Annotated in this window: 22 protein-coding genes; 21 read left to right on the plus strand and 1 reads right to left on the minus strand. The window is 31.2% G+C overall.

From position 1 onward, the window contains the following. Window positions 1-11 precede the first annotated feature (11 nt). The 8 genes from LRR82_RS10165 (at window position 12) to LRR82_RS10200 (ending at window position 6,089) form a co-directional block, all read left to right on the plus strand. Window positions 12-1,436, plus strand: coding sequence for an NAD(P)/FAD-dependent oxidoreductase (locus LRR82_RS10165; protein WP_249029333.1), 1,425 nt, complete (start codon window positions 12-14; stop codon window positions 1,434-1,436). Between the two features lie 105 nt (window positions 1,437-1,541). After that, window positions 1,542-1,889, plus strand: coding sequence for a winged helix-turn-helix transcriptional regulator (locus LRR82_RS10170; RefSeq protein WP_249029334.1), 348 nt, complete (start codon window positions 1,542-1,544; stop codon window positions 1,887-1,889). 147 nt (window positions 1,890-2,036) lie between these two features. Next, window positions 2,037-2,690 carry an oxygen-insensitive NAD(P)H nitroreductase gene (nfsB, locus tag LRR82_RS10175; RefSeq protein ID WP_249029335.1) on the plus strand — a complete coding sequence of 218 codons (654 nt, stop codon included), beginning with the start codon at window positions 2,037-2,039 and terminating at the stop codon, window positions 2,688-2,690. Window positions 2,691-2,692: 2 nt separating this feature from the next. Next, complete coding sequence (locus tag LRR82_RS10180) at window positions 2,693-3,568, plus strand: radical SAM protein (protein ID WP_249029336.1); 876 nt, start codon at window positions 2,693-2,695, stop codon at window positions 3,566-3,568. 9 nt (window positions 3,569-3,577) lie between these two features. Then, window positions 3,578-4,372 (plus strand): SDR family NAD(P)-dependent oxidoreductase, encoded by a 795-nt coding sequence (locus tag LRR82_RS10185; RefSeq protein ID WP_249029337.1) that lies wholly within the window; start codon window positions 3,578-3,580, stop codon window positions 4,370-4,372. A 199-nt stretch (window positions 4,373-4,571) separates the two neighbouring features. Continuing rightward, entirely contained in the window at window positions 4,572-5,417 is an 846-nt protein-coding gene (gene folD / locus LRR82_RS10190; RefSeq protein ID WP_249029338.1) for a bifunctional methylenetetrahydrofolate dehydrogenase/methenyltetrahydrofolate cyclohydrolase FolD, read from the plus strand. 8 nt (window positions 5,418-5,425) lie between these two features. Next, complete coding sequence (locus LRR82_RS10195) at window positions 5,426-5,617, plus strand: DUF951 domain-containing protein (protein ID WP_249029339.1); 192 nt, start codon at window positions 5,426-5,428, stop codon at window positions 5,615-5,617. After that, window positions 5,607-6,089: a GNAT family N-acetyltransferase gene (locus LRR82_RS10200; protein ID WP_249029340.1), complete on the plus strand. Its 483-nt coding sequence runs from the start codon at window positions 5,607-5,609 to the stop codon at window positions 6,087-6,089. The genes LRR82_RS10195 and LRR82_RS10200 overlap by 11 nt, the downstream gene beginning before the upstream one ends. Window positions 6,090-6,099: 10 nt before the next feature. Here LRR82_RS10200 and LRR82_RS10205 read toward each other — a convergent pair whose 3' ends face one another. Continuing rightward, window positions 6,100-6,573, minus strand: a complete 474-nt coding sequence (locus LRR82_RS10205; RefSeq protein ID WP_249029341.1) for a phosphatase PAP2 family protein — start codon at window positions 6,571-6,573, stop codon at window positions 6,100-6,102. Window positions 6,574-6,688: 115 nt separating this feature from the next. On the opposite strand from LRR82_RS10205, the gene ychF reads away from it, so the two are divergent. The 13 genes from ychF to LRR82_RS10270 all read left to right on the plus strand — a co-directional run bounded on the left by ychF (window position 6,689) and on the right by LRR82_RS10270 (window position 15,838). Continuing rightward, window positions 6,689-7,789, plus strand: a complete 1,101-nt coding sequence (ychF, locus tag LRR82_RS10210; protein WP_249029342.1) for a redox-regulated ATPase YchF — start codon at window positions 6,689-6,691, stop codon at window positions 7,787-7,789. Further along, on the plus strand, window positions 7,789-8,559 hold the full coding sequence (srtB, locus tag LRR82_RS10215; RefSeq protein WP_249029343.1) for a class B sortase: 771 nt from the start codon (window positions 7,789-7,791) through the stop codon (window positions 8,557-8,559). The genes ychF and srtB overlap by 1 nt, the downstream gene beginning before the upstream one ends. A 185-nt stretch (window positions 8,560-8,744) precedes the next feature. Beyond that, on the plus strand, window positions 8,745-10,235 hold the full coding sequence (locus LRR82_RS10220) for an LCP family protein (protein WP_249029344.1): 1,491 nt from the start codon (window positions 8,745-8,747) through the stop codon (window positions 10,233-10,235). 143 nt (window positions 10,236-10,378) lie between these two features. Then, on the plus strand, window positions 10,379-10,981 hold the full coding sequence (locus tag LRR82_RS10225) for an L-threonylcarbamoyladenylate synthase (protein WP_249029345.1): 603 nt from the start codon (window positions 10,379-10,381) through the stop codon (window positions 10,979-10,981). Next, a complete protein-coding gene (gene rpiB, locus LRR82_RS10230) occupies window positions 10,978-11,418 on the plus strand; it encodes a ribose 5-phosphate isomerase B (protein WP_249029346.1) in 441 nt (146 codons plus the stop codon). The genes LRR82_RS10225 and rpiB overlap by 4 nt, the downstream gene beginning before the upstream one ends. 2 nt (window positions 11,419-11,420) lie before the next feature. After that, window positions 11,421-12,665, plus strand: a complete 1,245-nt coding sequence (gene glyA, locus LRR82_RS10235) for a serine hydroxymethyltransferase (protein ID WP_249029347.1) — start codon at window positions 11,421-11,423, stop codon at window positions 12,663-12,665. Between the two features lie 4 nt (window positions 12,666-12,669). Continuing rightward, complete coding sequence (upp, locus tag LRR82_RS10240; protein ID WP_249029348.1) at window positions 12,670-13,293, plus strand: uracil phosphoribosyltransferase; 624 nt, start codon at window positions 12,670-12,672, stop codon at window positions 13,291-13,293. Next, window positions 13,262-13,483: an AtpZ/AtpI family protein gene (locus tag LRR82_RS10915; RefSeq protein WP_283162780.1), complete on the plus strand. Its 222-nt coding sequence runs from the start codon at window positions 13,262-13,264 to the stop codon at window positions 13,481-13,483. Before upp ends, LRR82_RS10915 begins: the two co-directional genes overlap by 32 nt. Beyond that, window positions 13,480-13,854, plus strand: a complete 375-nt coding sequence (locus LRR82_RS10250; protein ID WP_249029349.1) for a hypothetical protein — start codon at window positions 13,480-13,482, stop codon at window positions 13,852-13,854. Before LRR82_RS10915 ends, LRR82_RS10250 begins: the two co-directional genes overlap by 4 nt. Next, window positions 13,847-14,512: a F0F1 ATP synthase subunit A gene (locus tag LRR82_RS10255; RefSeq protein WP_249029350.1), complete on the plus strand. Its 666-nt coding sequence runs from the start codon at window positions 13,847-13,849 to the stop codon at window positions 14,510-14,512. Before LRR82_RS10250 ends, LRR82_RS10255 begins: the two co-directional genes overlap by 8 nt. A gap of 39 nt (window positions 14,513-14,551) precedes the next feature. Further along, window positions 14,552-14,779, plus strand: coding sequence for an ATP synthase F0 subunit C (atpE, locus tag LRR82_RS10260; protein ID WP_249029351.1), 228 nt, complete (start codon window positions 14,552-14,554; stop codon window positions 14,777-14,779). Window positions 14,780-14,804: 25 nt separating this feature from the next. Next, a complete protein-coding gene (gene atpF, locus LRR82_RS10265) occupies window positions 14,805-15,308 on the plus strand; it encodes a F0F1 ATP synthase subunit B (RefSeq protein WP_249029352.1) in 504 nt (167 codons plus the stop codon). Beyond that, entirely contained in the window at window positions 15,308-15,838 is a 531-nt protein-coding gene (locus LRR82_RS10270) for a F0F1 ATP synthase subunit delta (protein WP_249029353.1), read from the plus strand. The genes atpF and LRR82_RS10270 overlap by 1 nt, the downstream gene beginning before the upstream one ends. Window positions 15,839-15,844 lie beyond the last annotated feature (6 nt).

Here is a 15,844-nt window from a genome sequence, read left to right on the forward strand (position 1 = left end):
CGGAGAATAATATGGAATCGAATTATGATGTTATTGTCGTAGGTGCAGGACCTGCCGGAATTATGGCTTGTTATGAGTTGTTTTTAAAAAGCCCAGAAAGTAAAGTATTGTTAATTGATAAAGGATTAGATGTAATGTATCGTACATGTCCTATTAAGGAAAAAAAGATTACTGCTTGTCCAATTATTAAAAATAATGAACCAGGATGTTTACCTGCTTGTTCTATTACTGCTGGATTTGGTGGTGCTGGGGCATACTCAGATGGAAAATTCAATATTACTAGTGAGTTCGGTGGTTGGTTAACGGACTATTTAGATAATCAAGAAGTAGAAGATGTAATTAGTTATGTAGATGAATTGTATTTAAAACACGGGGCTACTAAAAAGATTACAGATCCTACTACTAATAAAATAAAAGAAATTGAGCATAGAGGATATGCTGTTGGATTAAAGTTACTTCGTGCTAAAGTAAGACACTTAGGAACAGAAGAAAATTTACGTATTATGACTGAAATGTCAAATGAATTAAAAGAACATATTGATATGTCTTTTAAAACAACAGTAGATGAATTGATTGTTGAAAACAATCAATTAAAAGGTATTCTTTTAGCAAATGGAAAAGAGATATTTGCTAGTAGTGTAATATTAGCACCAGGAAGAGATGGTTCTGCATGGTTAACAAAAGTATTAAAGAAATACAATGTAGAATTATATAATAATCAAGTAGATATTGGTGTACGTGTAGAAACAAGTAATATTGTAATGGAAGAAATTAATACTCATTTATATGAAGGAAAATTTGTTTATAATACAAGTGTTGGAACAAGAGTTCGTACTTTCTGTTCAAATCCTTCTGGTCATGTTGTAGTTGAAAACCATTCAGGAACAATGCTTGCTAACGGACATGCTTATCATGATCCAAAATTAGGAAGTCCAAATACAAACTTTGCATTATTAGTATCTCATACTTTTAGTGAACCATTTAATGAACCAAATGAATTTGCACATGAAGTTAGTAGATTAGCTAATAAACTATCAAATGGTAGTGTAATTGTACAAAGATATGGAGATATTAAAAAAGGAAGACGTACTACTTCAAAAAGATTAAAAGAAGGGTATACAATACCTACATTAAGTTCTGCAGTACCAGGGGATTTAGGGTTAGTACTTCCTTATAATACAATGACTTCTATTGTAGAAATGATAGAAGCATTAGATCATGTAACACCAGGTATTGCAAATGAACATACTTTACTTTATGGAGTAGAAGCAAAATTCTATTCTGCTAGACCTAAGGTAAGGGAAGGGTTTATGAGTGAGATTGATAATTTATATGTAGCTGGAGATGGAGCAGGATTAACAAGAGGTTTGGCACAAGCTGGAGCGAATGGAGTTCTTGTTGCAAGACATATTATAGAAAATAAAAAAGACAAATAATTGTCTTTTTTATTATCCTATTGAAAAGATATTAGAAAACTATGTTTATAAGAGTGCTTGCAAACATGGTTTTTTTCAGTTAAAGTAGAAGAAGGAGAGAAAGCTATGGATAATGAAAAAGTATTTAATTGTAATATGGAATTAACATTAGATATTATTGGTGGTAAATGGAAACCGATACTAATCTTTCATATCGGAAATATTGGTACAGTACGCTATGGGGAATTAAAAAGATTAGTGCCAGGAATCAGTGAACGAGTGTTATCGAGAGAGTTGCGTGCATTAGAGAATCAAAATATTATTAACAGAAAAGTATATCAAGAAAAAATATTAAGAGTAGAATATTCTTTGACAAGTGTTGGCAATGAAGTGTTACCTGTTTTAAATGCCTTAACAAAATGGGGCGATAAATATAATAAAAAATATAAGTATGCAAAAATTATATGTGAGTAAATAAATCCTGTGAAAACAGGATTTTTATACGGACAAATTTGTCCCCACTGACAAAAATATCCATAATTGTTTCTTTTAAATAGTTAGTTATAATATTCTTATCAGTGACCATACTGATAAATAGAAAGAACAAATGGAGGTCCAAAGATGGATATTATTCAAACACTACAAACACGTTATAGCACGAAAGAATTCGATGCTTCAAAAAAATTAACAACCATTCAATTAGAACAAATAGAAGACATACTACAATTATCACCTTCTTCAACTAACATACAACCATGGCATTTTGTGGTTGCATCATCAAAAGAAGGAAAACAAAGAGTAGCGAAATCAACAGAAGGATTCTTTGCATTTAATAAAGAGAAAATCTTAGATGCTGGAGCTGTCATCGTATTTGCATCAAAAGTAGAATTAACTCAAGAGTACCTATTACATGTATTAGATAAAGAAGAACAAGATGGAAGGTTCCCACAACCAGAATTTAAAGCACAAAATCATGGTGGAAGAAGTATATTTGCACGTATGCATCAATTAGATTATAAAGATTTCCAACATTGGGCAGATAAACAATTGTATCTTAACTTAGGAAACTTCTTACTAGGAGTTGCAAGTTTAGGACTAGATGCTATTGCAATGGAAGGGGTAGATTTAAAAGCATTAGATGAAGAATTTGGATTACGTGAAAAAGGATATACATCATCATTTGTAGTAGCTGTTGGATATCGCAAGGAAACAGATTTCAATAAAGATTTACCAAAATCTAGATTATCAAAAGATGAAATAATGGATCGTGTTTAATTATGCACTACACAGGACAAGTTTATCGACATCCTATTGAAGCAGATACGCCTCTATTAGAAGTTACTGCCGGATGTTCTCACAACAAATGTTCTTTTTGTACCATGTATCGAGAAACTCCTTTTCGAGTTTCTCCATGGAGTCATATAGAGGAAGACTTGTTAGAATTAAAGAATTCGAAACAAAAAGTAACTAGAATATTTTTAGTAAATGGGGAACCATTTATTTTATCTACAGAAAAATTAATGAAGATTGGTGAATTGATTCACCAATACTTACCTGAAGTGGAAACGATTACTTGCTATGCTTCCATAAAAAGTTTATTAAATAAATCATTGGAAGACTTAATAAAATTACGTGAATTAGGATATAATGATTTACATGTTGGATTAGAATCAGCATATAATCCGGCATTAAACCAAATGAATAAAGGATTTACAACGAAACAGGCTTACGAATCTTTAGAGAAATTAAAACAAGCTAATATCGATTGGGATGCAATTATTATGTTAGGGGTAGCAGGAAAAGGAAATGGGAAGGAACATATAGAACAAACAGCAAAGTTACTAAATAAATATCCTCCCTACTTGTTATCAATTATGACAACTTCAGTAAGTGAGGGTACCCCCTTAGAAAGAATGCGTGATAAGGGTGAGTTTATAGAATGTACGGAATTGGAGAAAATAGAGGAAGAAATATTATTACTTCAACTAGTAGAATGTGATAATGCTTATTTTTTTGGAGGACATAATTATAATTTAATAGGTATTAATGCTCCTATGAGTAAAAAGGAAGAAATTATTGAATATCTTGAGGAACAAATCAAACATATGGATCATAGGTTATTAGATGGGATATTGCAAAGAGAAAGTATATAGGAGACACAAATGAAAAAGACTACATTGTTAACAGGAGCAACCGATGGAATTGGTTTAGAAGCTGCTAAAATGTTTGTACAAGATGGACATATCTTGTTATTACATGGTAGAAATAAAGAGAAATTAGAAAAAACAAAAGAAACATTATTATCAATAAATAAAGAGGCACAAATATATTTATATCAAGCATATTTTTCATCTTTATCACAAGTAAAAAAGATGATAGAAGAAATAAAAGAGAATCATACTACTATTGATGTGCTTATTAATAATGCTGGTATCTTTGTTGTAAAACCAGAAGATAGTTTTACACAAGATGGTTTAGATATCCGTTTTAGTGTGAATACAGTAGCACCATATTTAATAACTAGCGGGTTACTTTGTTTATTATGGGATGATAGTAGAGTCGTAAATTTATCTTCAGCCGCACAAGCTCCTCTAAATTATCAAGCACTGACGAACCCAAATGAGATTAGTGATAGTGAAGCATATGCTCAAAGTAAACTTGCAATTACTATGATGACAATGGCAATGAGCGAACAATATCCAAATGGACCTACATTTATTGCAGTAAATCCTAAGTCATTTCTAGGTAGTAAAATGGTAAAAGAAGCATATGGACAGGAAGGATTTGATATCCAAATAGGTGCGGATATTATTTATAGAGCTAGTTTGTCTAGTGAGTTCCAAGGTGCAAGTGGGAAATATTATGACAATGATTATCAGATGTTTGATGATCCTCATCGTTATGCAATGAATAAAGAAAATAGATTAAAATTGATGGAATATCTTCATCAGTTATAGTCTTTTTTTTATTATATTGATTTGGTCATTTCCTGAGAAAAGATATATTCAAAGGGTGAGTGTAAGTTTATAGTTTATGATAGGCATAATTTTAATAGGAGATTATCTTATTTAAAAGACATAGGAAAACAAATAATTGTCTTTTTTCTTTCATTTATTCTATATTTTGTTATAATAAGAAAATATTGGAGGGATAGTTATGATTATTGATGGAAAGTTTATTGGCCAAGAGATTAAAGCTGATTTAAAGAACGAAATTTCTCACATAAGAGAAACATATACACGAGTACCTAAATTAGTAGTTATCCTTGTTGGTGATAACCAAGCAAGTATGACTTATGTTAAAAACAAGGAAAAAGGTTGTCAATATGTAGGAATGGATTCTGCTATTGTACGTATGGATGAAACAACTAGTGAAAGTGTATTAATAGAGAAAATAGTCGAATTAAATAATCAAGAGGATGTAGACGGGATTTTGGTACAGTTACCTTTACCAAAACATATAAATGAAGATTTAGTATTAGAAGCGATTGTTCCTTCTAAGGATGTAGATGGATTTCATCCAGATAATGTTGCTAAGTTATTTTTAGGAATGGATAGTTTAGTACCATGTACTCCTAAAGGAATGATGGTTATGTTAGATACAATAGGTTGTGATTTAACAGGAAAACATGTTGTAGTAGTAGGACGTAGTAATATAGTTGGGAAACCAGTAGCTATGTTATGTTTACAAAAAAATGCAACGGTAACAATGGCACATTCAAAAACAAAGAATTTAAAAGAAGTGTGCAAAAGTGCAGATGTTTTGATTCTTGCTGTTGGACGTGCAAAAATGTTTAATCATGAATATGTTGGTCAAAACGCTATTGTATTAGATGTTGGGATTAATCGTGATGAAAATAATAAATTATGTGGTGATGTAGATTTTGATGATGTAGTAGATTGTTGTCAGGCGATTACACCAGTTCCTGGTGGGGTTGGTCCAATGACGATTACGATGTTATTAAAGAATACCGTGGAAGCATTTTATTCTAGAAACAAGTAGGTGATGATATGGAATATGGATTACATGATGTCGTAGAGATGAAAAAAGATCATCCATGTAAAAAATCAAAACAATGGGAGATTATTCGTATGGGAGCGGATATTAAAGTACGTTGTTTAGGATGCGATGCTATCATTATGTTTACAAGAAGAGATTTTGAAAAAAGGTTAAAGAAAGTAGTAGAAAAAAATGCAAATTAGAAAAATTGAAAAAAGAGATAATGAAATATTAGAATTAATTATTAAACAATGTTTAAAAGAGTATGATGGACAAAAAGAAGGATGTGCTTTTACAGATCCTTGTTTAGCTAATTTATATGAAGAATATTTATCATCAGATGGTAACTATTGGGTAGTAGAAGAATTAGGTGATGTGTTAGGCGGATGTGGTATTGGACCAGTTCCTGGTAAAGCAGGAGTATGTGAGTTACAAAAAATGTATTTATTACCACAAGCAAGAGGAACAGGAATTGCTACAAAGTTATTAGAAGTAGCGTTAACTTTTGCAAAAGTACAATATCAAACATGTTATATTGAAACGTTTAGTAATATGGTAGAAGCCAATGCATTTTATGCAAAAAATGGATTTACTAGATTAGAACAACGTTTAGTAGACGGACCTCACTTTGCATGTGATGTTTGGTACATAAAAGAACTAAAAAACGAAGCTTAGACTTCGTTTTTTAAATACAATAAATGATAAAAGAAAATAAGGCTCCTGCTAAAATATCACTAGGATAATGGATACCAACCATGAATCTAGAAAGACCAATACAAATAGTAATAAAAAAAGCAGGAATCGAAAAGATTGCAGAGACACTATAAATAGTAAGACTAATAATAGTCGCACTAGCCATATGACGACTAGGAAAAGATTCTCCTTCTTTATGCATTACCAATGGGGTAATGCATAAGGTTTCATAAGGTCTTTTACGATTATATATTTTTCTAAATAAACCAGTACTAATAAATACGAAAACAGGCTTTAGAATACATTCTAATAGACTAGTAGAATGGATAGAGAATAGATAAATTAGTAAGATAACATACATTAGGGCAGTTAGCTTAGGAAAATATTTACAAATAAATAGGACAATTTTCTTTAATTTAGGACGATTCTCTTGAAAAATAAGAATCTGTTGATATACTTTTTCCATAGTTAACTCCTTTATTGATATCTATGATATCAAATACATATCTAAAAACAATAGTTTGTTGCTTTTTTTATTAATTTTATATAGAATATAGGAGATAAAAAAGGAGTGAACGTAAATGGCATTAACAGCAGGAATTGTCGGCTTACCAAATGTAGGAAAATCTACTTTATTTAATGCAATAACAAATGCACAAGTAGAAGCAGCAAATTATCCATTTGCTACTATTGATCCAAATGTTGGAGTCGTAGAAGTACCAGATTATAGATTAGAAAAACTAACAGAAATTGTAAATCCGAAAAAAACAGTACCAACAACTTTTGAATTTACAGATATTGCTGGATTAGTAAAAGGAGCATCAAGAGGAGAAGGACTAGGAAATAAATTCTTAGGGAATATCCGTGAAACAGATGCAATTTGTGAAGTAGTAAGATGTTTTAGAGACAATGATGTAACACATGTAGATGGTGATGTGGATCCTATTCGTGATATTGAAACAATTAATTTAGAATTAATTTTTGCTGATTTAGAATCAGTAGAAAAAAGAATTGGTAGAATTGGTAAAAAAGCACAAGCTGGAGATAAAGAAGCGAAGTTAGAAGTAGAAATTTTAAATAAATTAAAAGGAACTTTAGAGTCTAATCAACCAGCAAGAGTGATTGAGTTTACAAAAGAAGAATTAGAACTTGTAAAACAATATACTTTATTAACAATGAAACCATTAATCTATGTAGCTAACTTAGGAGAAGAAGATTTAGAAGATCCAACTTCGAATCCTCATTTCAATAAAGTAGTTGAATTTGCTGCAAATGAAGGTAGTGATGTAGTACCTATTTGTGCAAAAATAGAAAGTGAATTAGTTGGATTAGAAAAAGAAGAGAAAGATATGTTCTTGCAAGACTTAGGGATTGAAGAAAGTGGTTTAGATAAACTAATTCGTAAAGCCTATGATTTACTTGGATTATGTACTTACTTTACAGTAGGAGTACAAGAAGTACGTGCTTGGACATTCAAACAAGGAATGCTTGCTCCAGAGATGGCAGGAGTAATTCATAGTGATTTCCAAAAAGGATTTATAAAAGCTGAAACATATAGTTATGATGATATTATTGCCCTTGGTAGTGAAGGGGCGTTAAAAGAAGCTGGAAAAATCAGACAAGAAGGGAAACAGTATGTAGGAAAAGATGGAGACATCATGCTGTTTAGGTTTAATGTGTAATGAAAGAAAACATTAGAAAGATTATATTGGTTATTAGTGCTTGTGTATTTTTGTTTTCAGTAGGTAAGTTAGTACTTATTTATCTAGAATATAAAGAAATCGATGATAATGCAGAGGCAATTCGAGAGCTAGCAACAGTAGAAGTAGAAAATGAAACAGATGATCAAGAATCTTTCTATATGGTAGATTGGGACGCTTTGATAGAAGTGAATAGTGATGTTGTAGGATGGATTCAAATTCCAGATACAAATATTGATTATCCAATTCTTTTAGGTGAAACAAATGATACATATATTCGTACAGATATTAATATGAATTATTCAACAGCAGGATGTATTTTTATGGAAATGAGCAATGCTGGTGATTTTAGTGATGATAATACTATTTTATATGGACATAATATGGCCAATGATTCGATGTTTGGAGACTTGCAAGAATATGTACAAGATAGTAGTTTTTATGAGGATCATTCTTTAGTTTATATTTATACACCGGATGGCCTAGTAAGTAGCTATCGCATTGTATCGGTACATTATATTGATGCAACTAGTTCTTTATATGCAACTACTATTAATGATGAAGCAGGATATCGTAGTTTAATGACGAATAGTAATAAAATTTCATCTGTTCTTAGTGATTATGATTTAGATAATGTATTGATGTTATCTACTTGTGCTCCTTCTTCAATGGGAGAAACAACACGTGTAGTAGTACATGCAGTATTAGAACAAGAAGGAATAGATCCTTTAGTAGATGTGACAGAAGAGTAGACATCTATCAAAAAATGTAGTATGGTATATCAGTATTTTGTAGTGAGATCGAATTCTCACCAACAACTATAAGATACAAAACACAACAAATCCTAGGTGTTGTGTTTTTTTATCTTTTTATAAAATTGAAAAAGTTAAGAAAATATGCTATTCTTGTAAAGGTAAGGGAAAACAAGGAGGATACTATGAAAAAACTAATAAAGAAAATAACATCAATGAAAGTAGTTCTTTGTCTATTTTTAATCTCAGCTAGTTTATTTATGTATTATGTATTTAGTCTACAAATATTAAATATGGAATATAACCTAGCAGTAGGTGCAGTCTTAGTTTTTATCCTTTTAATTAGTTTACTAATTTATCGTAGTGGTTTAAAAAGAAGGCCTAATAAAAGCTCAAAAAGAATAACGATTGTAAAAGTAATGAATTTATTATTAAGTGTTCTATTATTGTTTACTAGTTATTATTTATATAGAGGGAATCAGTTTATTGCGAATGTTACTGGAACAAGTGAAGAACTATATATTATTACTGTTTATGCTCTGCAAGGGAGTGCCCTTGAGGAAGTAGATGATTTATCTGATCAAATTACAGGAGTAAGTTATCAATATGATACAGAAACAATTACTAGTGCAGTTATTCATTTTGATGAAATAGTAGAAGATTTTGATTATGTTGCTTATGATGATTATATTTCTTTAACGACAGCATTGTATTCTTATGATGTGGATACAATCATGATTGGAGAAGAACATGAACAAGTAATTGAAGAAGTATATCCAGATTTCTTAGATGAAACCAAAGTAATTGCAACTTATGAACTAACAAGAGAAACAACAGTTACTACGATACCAGTAGAAGTAACAGAGGAATCTTTTAATGTTTATATTACAGGAATAGATTCTTATGGTTCTATTGATACAGTATCAAGAAGTGATGTAAATATCATTGCAACAATAAACCCAACAACCAAACAAATACTATTAACTAGTATTCCTCGTGATATGCAAATAACTCTTGCAACATCAGGACAAATGGATAAGTTAACACATGCAGCGATATATGGAGAAGATGAATCAATTGCTACATTAGAAAATTTCTTAGAAATAGAAATTAATTATTATGCGAAAACAAACTTTACGGGTATTATTGATATCATTGATGCTTTGGGTGGTTTAGAAATAGATTCTCCTTATGGATTTACGTCAGCTGATGTAACAGGAAATGTAGTGATTGAAGAAGGATATAATTTATTAGATGGTACAGAAACATTAGCGTTTGTTCGTGAACGTTCTGCATTACCTAGTGGAGATTATGATCGTGCTCGTAATCAACAACTAGTAATTGAAGCATTAGTAGATAAAGTATCTTCCGCAACAGTGATTACTGAATTTTCAAGTATTTTAGATGCAGTAGAAGATTCATTTAAAACAGATTTATCTAGTAATGAAATAAAAGCATTATTAAATATGCAATTAAGTGATATGGCGTCTTGGGAAATATATAGTGTTCAAGTATTAGGAGATAGCTATAAAACAGCATATACATACTCTATGTGGGGAACAGAAATTTATGTAACTGAACCATATGAATATACCTTATCAGCAATTCAAGAATTAATTGATCGTGTTCAAAATGATGAATTAATAACAGAAGAAGATGTAGAAGGTTTACAATAAAGGGATTCTTATCCCTTTTTTAGTTAGTTCATATATAGTACAAGATAGACTTGTACTATATGTAGGAATTGCTTATAAATAGGGCAAAAAATAGTGTAAATTTAATATACTTTATGATAGAATAGTACAAACGAGGTGAACGTATGAAAACAGTCTTAGTAGATGAAAAACAAATAAATTTGATTGCTCATTCTTTGAATGAGCACCAAGTTATTGCTTTTCCTACCGAGACTGTTTTTGGTTTAGGAGTAAAGTTTGATTCTCTGGAAGGATTAAAGCATATTTATGAAATCAAAAAAAGAGAAAAGAATAAAGCAGTAACCCTGATGGTAGCTACAAAAGAAGAAATTGAAAACTATGCTTATATCAATGAAAAAGCTAAAAAAGTAATTCAAGCATTTATGCCTGGTAAAATTACATTGGTATTGAAAAAGAAAGCATCTGTTGATGATCTTTATACAAGTGGGCTATCGTCAATAGGGATACGTATTCCTGATGATGCTTTTGTTTTCGACCTATTAAAGAAAGTAGGACCAATGTGGGTTACGAGTGCAAATCTGTCGGGGCAGCCCGATATGATTAGGGCAGAGAATGTATATGATACATTTAAAAATCAAGTGGCTCTTGTTGTAAAGAAAGATGCTGGTAATGATTTAGCAAGTACGGTAGTAGATTTACAAGAAGATTGTAAAATATTACGGATGGGTAGTATAAAAGAAGAAGAGATTATGGAGGTAGTTACATGAAAATAGCAGTAGCTTGTGATCATGGTGGATTAGAACTAAAAAATGCAATTAGTAAATTCATCACAGACTTAGGCCATGAAGTGGAAGATTTTGGAACATACACAAATGATAGTGTGGATTATCCTGATTATGCTAGTAAGGCTGCTTTGGCAGTAGCTAGTGGACAAGTGGAACGTGGTATTGTAGTATGTGGAACAGGTATAGGTGTTAGTATTGTTGCAAATAAGATTAAAGGAATTCGTTGTGCTTTAGCACATGATACTTTTAGTGCACGAGCAACAAGAGAACATAATGATACAAATATGTTAGCGTTAGGACAAAGAGTAATCGGAGAGGGATTAGCTTTGGATATCGTGAAATTATGGTTAGAAACCGAATTTGCAGGGGAACGTCACATGCAAAGAATTGAAAAAATGATGAGTTACGAGGGGGAATAAGTATGAAAGACAATGCAGTATTTGAAAGTATGGAAAGAGAATTAAATAGACAAAGACAAAACATCGAGTTAATTGCGTCTGAAAATTTTGTATCAGAAGATATTTTAAAAGCAACAGGATCTGTTCTTACAAACAAGTATGCAGAAGGGTATCCAGCAAAAAGATATTATGGTGGATGTCAATTTGTAGATGAAGTAGAAACGCTTGCAAAAGATAGATTATGTACTATTTTTGGAGCAGAACACGCTAATGTGCAACCACACTCTGGGGCACAAGCAAATACAGCAGTTTATTTAGCGTTATTAAATCATGGAGATAAAGTATTAGGAATGTCTCTAGCAGATGGTGGACATTTAACACATGGGCATCCATTAAATTTCTCAGGAATTAACTATGAATTCCATAGTTATGGAGTAGATAAAGAATCAGAAATGATTGATTATGAAGAATTTAAAAGAAAAGTATTTGAAATCAAACCTAAATTAGTAGTAGCTGGAGCTAGTGCTTATTCTAGAACAATTGATTTTGAATTTATGGCACAATGTTGTCAAGAAGCAGGGGCCATTTTTATGGTAGATATGGCACATATCGCAGGACTAGTTGCTGCTGGGTTACACCCATCACCATTCCCACATGCTGATGTTGTTACAACAACAACACATAAAACACTAAGAGGACCAAGAGGTGGTGCCATTATGTGTAAAGAACAATATGCCAAAGATATTGATAGAGCCTTATTCCCAGGAATGCAAGGTGGTCCATTGATGCATGTAATTGCTGGAAAAGCAATTTGCTTCCATGAAGTAATGCAAGATGATTATAAAGAATATGCTGGACAAATCATTAAAAATGCCAAAGCAATGGAAGAATCTTTTATAGAAGAAGGATTTAGATTAGTAGCTGGAGGAACAGATAATCATTTATTATTAGTAGATGTTAAAGCTAGTTGTGGTATGACTGGTAAAGTAGCAGAAAAGCTATTAGATGAAATTAACATCACTACCAATAAGAATGCGATTCCTTTTGATACAGAAAAACCATTCCAAGCAAGTGGGATTCGTGTAGGAACACCAGCTATGACTACAAAAGGATTTAAAGAAGCAGACTTTAGAGAAGTTGCAAAAATTATTACGTATTGTCTAAAAAATGCAGATAATCAAGCAGTAAAAGAGGAGTGCATAGCAAGAGTAAAAGTATTAGTAGATAAGGTAACAATGTATCAAAATAAAACATATATAGGAGACTAAAAAGATGGCAACAACAATTATGAACCACCCATTAATCGATCATAAACTAACAGTAATGAGAGATAAAGAAACAAAATCAAATATCTTTAAACAAAACTTAGATGAAATTGCAATGTTAATGGCCTATGTAGCAACAAAAGATTTACCATTAAAAAACAAAGAAATTGAAACACCAATTACATCAATGACTGCAAAAGAACTAAAAAGAGATGTCGTATTAGTACCTATCTTAAGAGCAGGACTAGGACTAGTAGATGGTTTCCGTACAATTATCCCAACTGCAAAAGTAGGTCATATTGGAATGGCACGTAATGAAGAAACACTATTACCAATTGAATACTATGCTAAATTCCCAAAAGAATTAGATATCGCAGATGTATTAATTGTAGACCCTATGTTAGCAACTGGTGGTAGTGCTATTGATGCTATTGAAAGTGTAAAATCAAGAGGAGCGAAATATATTAAATTAGTATGTTTAGTAGGAGCTCCAGAAGGTTTAAAAGCAGTAGAAGAAAAACATCCAGATGTGGATATTTATTTAGGAACATTAGATAGCCACTTAAATGAAAAAGGATATATCGTACCTGGTTTAGGTGATGCGGGAGACCGTTTATTTGGAACCGAATAAAAAAATATTGCAAGAAATACTATTTGCACTCCAATTAGGAGTGCAAATAATTGCAACCTTTATACTAGCAATAATGATAGGATTAAAGTTGGATAGCTATTTTAATAGCAAGCCAACTTGGATACTTCTATGTTTATTGCTTGCTTTTGTTTTGGTTATGAGAACATTATTAGGGGTAATAAAGAAATGAATGAATACATAATTATAAAAAAATCAGTAAAAGTTGCGGGTATAGGTTTGATAATTTTTACAATAACGAGTATAATAACAAGCAATGTTAGTTATATGCTTGGGTTTTTACTAGGGTATGGTATCAATTTGGCTACCTTTTATGTAATTATTCAAACATCAGCATTAATTTTAGAATTACAAGCTGGAACAATTGGATTAGTAAGTGTTCTTTATTTTGTAAAGCTATTATTATATGGAGTAGGCTTTTTTCTAGCATTTAATTTTCCAACGATCTTTAGTCCAGTTGGAGTATTAATAGGATATTTTATAGTAAAAGTTACTATATATATTCAAACTTATCGAAATAGAGGAGGTGACGTGGATGGATAATATTGTTATCCAGAATGAATTGATTTTTTCTTTGATTATTATGATTGCTTTATCGATACTATTTATCTATGTAGGTAGTAAAGTTAAAAAAGCAGATCCAACAAAAAGACCAACAGGTATTGTATTAGTTGCAGAAACGTTAGTGAAAATTGTTTATGATTATATGCAATCTATTATGCCAAAGAAATTTGAAAAAGGATATTATCCTTATTTTGCAATGTTATTTATATATTTAATAGCAGCAAACCTTAGTGGTTTAATAGGCTTTGATACACCAACATCAAACTATTCAATAACACTTGCAATTACCTTAATTACATTTACATTAATACAATGGAATGCAATTAAAACAAAAGGAGTAGGGACATATGTATGGAATACAGTATGGCCACCTACTAACTTATTAAGTGTCGTTTCACCTTTGATTTCTTTATCAATGCGTTTATTTGGTAACGTATTAAGTGGAACAATCTTAATGGCATTAGTTTATGCTTTTACAGCATGGTTATCTAATTTTTTACTACCAGTAAATTTCTTAGGACCAATTCTTACACCTTGGTTACATATGTATTTTGATGTGTTTGCAGGATGTATACAAACGTTAGTATTCGTGACTTTATCTAGTATCTTAATTGCCATGGAGGCAGCACAAGACTAGTAAAGATATAAAAAATAAAACTCAGGAGGAATAAATTATATGACAGATTATGGATTAGTGGCAATTGCAGCAGGTATTGCAATTTGTGCAGGTTTAGGAACAGGTATTGGGGAAGGTATTGCAGCTAGTAAAGCAGTAGAAGCAGTAGGTAGAAACCCAGAAGCAGAAGCAAAAATTCGTACAATGATGATTTTAGGGATTGCATTATCTGAAACAGTAGCAATCTATGGTTTATTAATTTCTTTTATCTTATTATTCGTATATTAATCAACAACATGAAGGAGGAATATAGATGGATATAGATATCGCGTCGAAGCTGTTCCCCAATATTACTACCGTTGTAGTACAACTACTTTCAACAGGAGTTATGTTATTGATTTTTAAGAAATTTTTATGGGTGCCAATGCAGGAATATTTTGCAAAAAGAGCTGACTTTATCGAAGGTACAATTCAAGATGCAAAAGATATGCAAGAACAAGCAAAAGCATTTGTAGAAGCTAGTGAAACACAATCAAAACAAGCTGCTATGGAGTATCGTAGTATTGTCGAACAAGCAAAAGAAGATGCTAAACAAGCAAAAGAAACAATTTTAGAAGATGCAGCTAGTGAAGCTCGTCAAAAAATAGAATTAGCTGGTCGTGAAATTGAAAATCAAAAAGCGAAAGCAGCTAGTGAAATGAAAGAAGAAATAGTTTTAGTAGCAATGGATGTAGCTTCAAAAGTTATGAACCAACAGATGGATGATTCAACAAATAAAGCATTAATTGAAAGCTTTGTAGAAGAAGTAGTTAATTAATGGAAGTAATAGCGAAAACATATGCTGAATCATTATTTGATTTAGCACTAGAAGAAAATAAGGTAGATAGCTTTACGAAAGATATGGGAGCTATTTATACTGTTTTTAATGAAAATCCATCGTTTATTGAATTCTTTAGCCATATTATGGTAAAAGAAGAAGATAAGAATCAATTATTAGAAAAAAGCTTTCAAGAAGTAGATGCTTATGTATTAAATTTCTTAAAGTTATTAGTTAGAAAAAAGAGAATTCGTTATATTGTATCAATTAGTAGTGCTTTCCAAGAACTAGTAGATGATTATTTGGGTATCAAAAAAGGAATTATCTTTTCAAGTTTTGATTTATCAAAAGAACAAGTAGTAGATATTGAAAAAGCTTTATCTATAAAAGAAAAGAAAACAGTATCTTTAACTACACAAAAAGATGAATCATTAATTGGTGGTATCAAAGTACAAATAGGTAATCGTATTTATGATGCTTCCATCAAAAATAAATTAGAATCAATGAAAAAAGAATTAATAAGAAAGTAGGTGACC

It is taken from the genome of Tannockella kyphosi, assembly GCF_021054785.1.
Lineage (GTDB): Bacteria > Bacillota_I > Bacilli_A > Erysipelotrichales > Coprobacillaceae > Tannockella > Tannockella kyphosi.

Excerpts from the sequence above, each read along its gene's own strand:
- LRR82_RS10270 (WP_249029353.1), top strand. The coding sequence starts at position 15,308 with ATGGAAGTAATAGCGAAAACATATGCTGAATCATTATTTGATTTAGCA.
- LRR82_RS10195 (WP_249029339.1), top strand. The coding sequence starts at position 5,426 with ATGGAATATGGATTACATGATGTCGTAGAGATGAAAAAAGATCATCCA.
- srtB (WP_249029343.1), top strand. The coding sequence starts at position 7,789 with ATGAAAGAAAACATTAGAAAGATTATATTGGTTATTAGTGCTTGTGTA.
- upp (WP_249029348.1), top strand. The coding sequence starts at position 12,670 with ATGGCAACAACAATTATGAACCACCCATTAATCGATCATAAACTAACA.
- LRR82_RS10170 (WP_249029334.1), top strand. The coding sequence starts at position 1,542 with ATGGATAATGAAAAAGTATTTAATTGTAATATGGAATTAACATTAGAT.
- atpE (WP_249029351.1), top strand. The coding sequence starts at position 14,552 with ATGACAGATTATGGATTAGTGGCAATTGCAGCAGGTATTGCAATTTGT.
- LRR82_RS10225 (WP_249029345.1), top strand. The coding sequence starts at position 10,379 with ATGAAAACAGTCTTAGTAGATGAAAAACAAATAAATTTGATTGCTCAT.
- LRR82_RS10220 (WP_249029344.1), top strand. The coding sequence starts at position 8,745 with ATGAAAAAACTAATAAAGAAAATAACATCAATGAAAGTAGTTCTTTGT.
- LRR82_RS10915 (WP_283162780.1), top strand. The coding sequence starts at position 13,262 with ATGCGGGAGACCGTTTATTTGGAACCGAATAAAAAAATATTGCAAGAA.
- ychF (WP_249029342.1), top strand. The coding sequence starts at position 6,689 with ATGGCATTAACAGCAGGAATTGTCGGCTTACCAAATGTAGGAAAATCT.
- LRR82_RS10205 (WP_249029341.1), bottom strand. The coding sequence starts at position 6,573 with ATGGAAAAAGTATATCAACAGATTCTTATTTTTCAAGAGAATCGTCCT.
- nfsB (WP_249029335.1), top strand. The coding sequence starts at position 2,037 with ATGGATATTATTCAAACACTACAAACACGTTATAGCACGAAAGAATTC.
- LRR82_RS10255 (WP_249029350.1), top strand. The coding sequence starts at position 13,847 with ATGGATAATATTGTTATCCAGAATGAATTGATTTTTTCTTTGATTATT.
- rpiB (WP_249029346.1), top strand. The coding sequence starts at position 10,978 with ATGAAAATAGCAGTAGCTTGTGATCATGGTGGATTAGAACTAAAAAAT.
- LRR82_RS10165 (WP_249029333.1), top strand. The coding sequence starts at position 12 with ATGGAATCGAATTATGATGTTATTGTCGTAGGTGCAGGACCTGCCGGA.
- LRR82_RS10200 (WP_249029340.1), top strand. The coding sequence starts at position 5,607 with ATGCAAATTAGAAAAATTGAAAAAAGAGATAATGAAATATTAGAATTA.
- LRR82_RS10250 (WP_249029349.1), top strand. The coding sequence starts at position 13,480 with ATGAATGAATACATAATTATAAAAAAATCAGTAAAAGTTGCGGGTATA.
- folD (WP_249029338.1), top strand. The coding sequence starts at position 4,572 with ATGATTATTGATGGAAAGTTTATTGGCCAAGAGATTAAAGCTGATTTA.
- glyA (WP_249029347.1), top strand. The coding sequence starts at position 11,421 with ATGAAAGACAATGCAGTATTTGAAAGTATGGAAAGAGAATTAAATAGA.
- LRR82_RS10180 (WP_249029336.1), top strand. The coding sequence starts at position 2,693 with ATGCACTACACAGGACAAGTTTATCGACATCCTATTGAAGCAGATACG.
- LRR82_RS10185 (WP_249029337.1), top strand. The coding sequence starts at position 3,578 with ATGAAAAAGACTACATTGTTAACAGGAGCAACCGATGGAATTGGTTTA.
- atpF (WP_249029352.1), top strand. The coding sequence starts at position 14,805 with ATGGATATAGATATCGCGTCGAAGCTGTTCCCCAATATTACTACCGTT.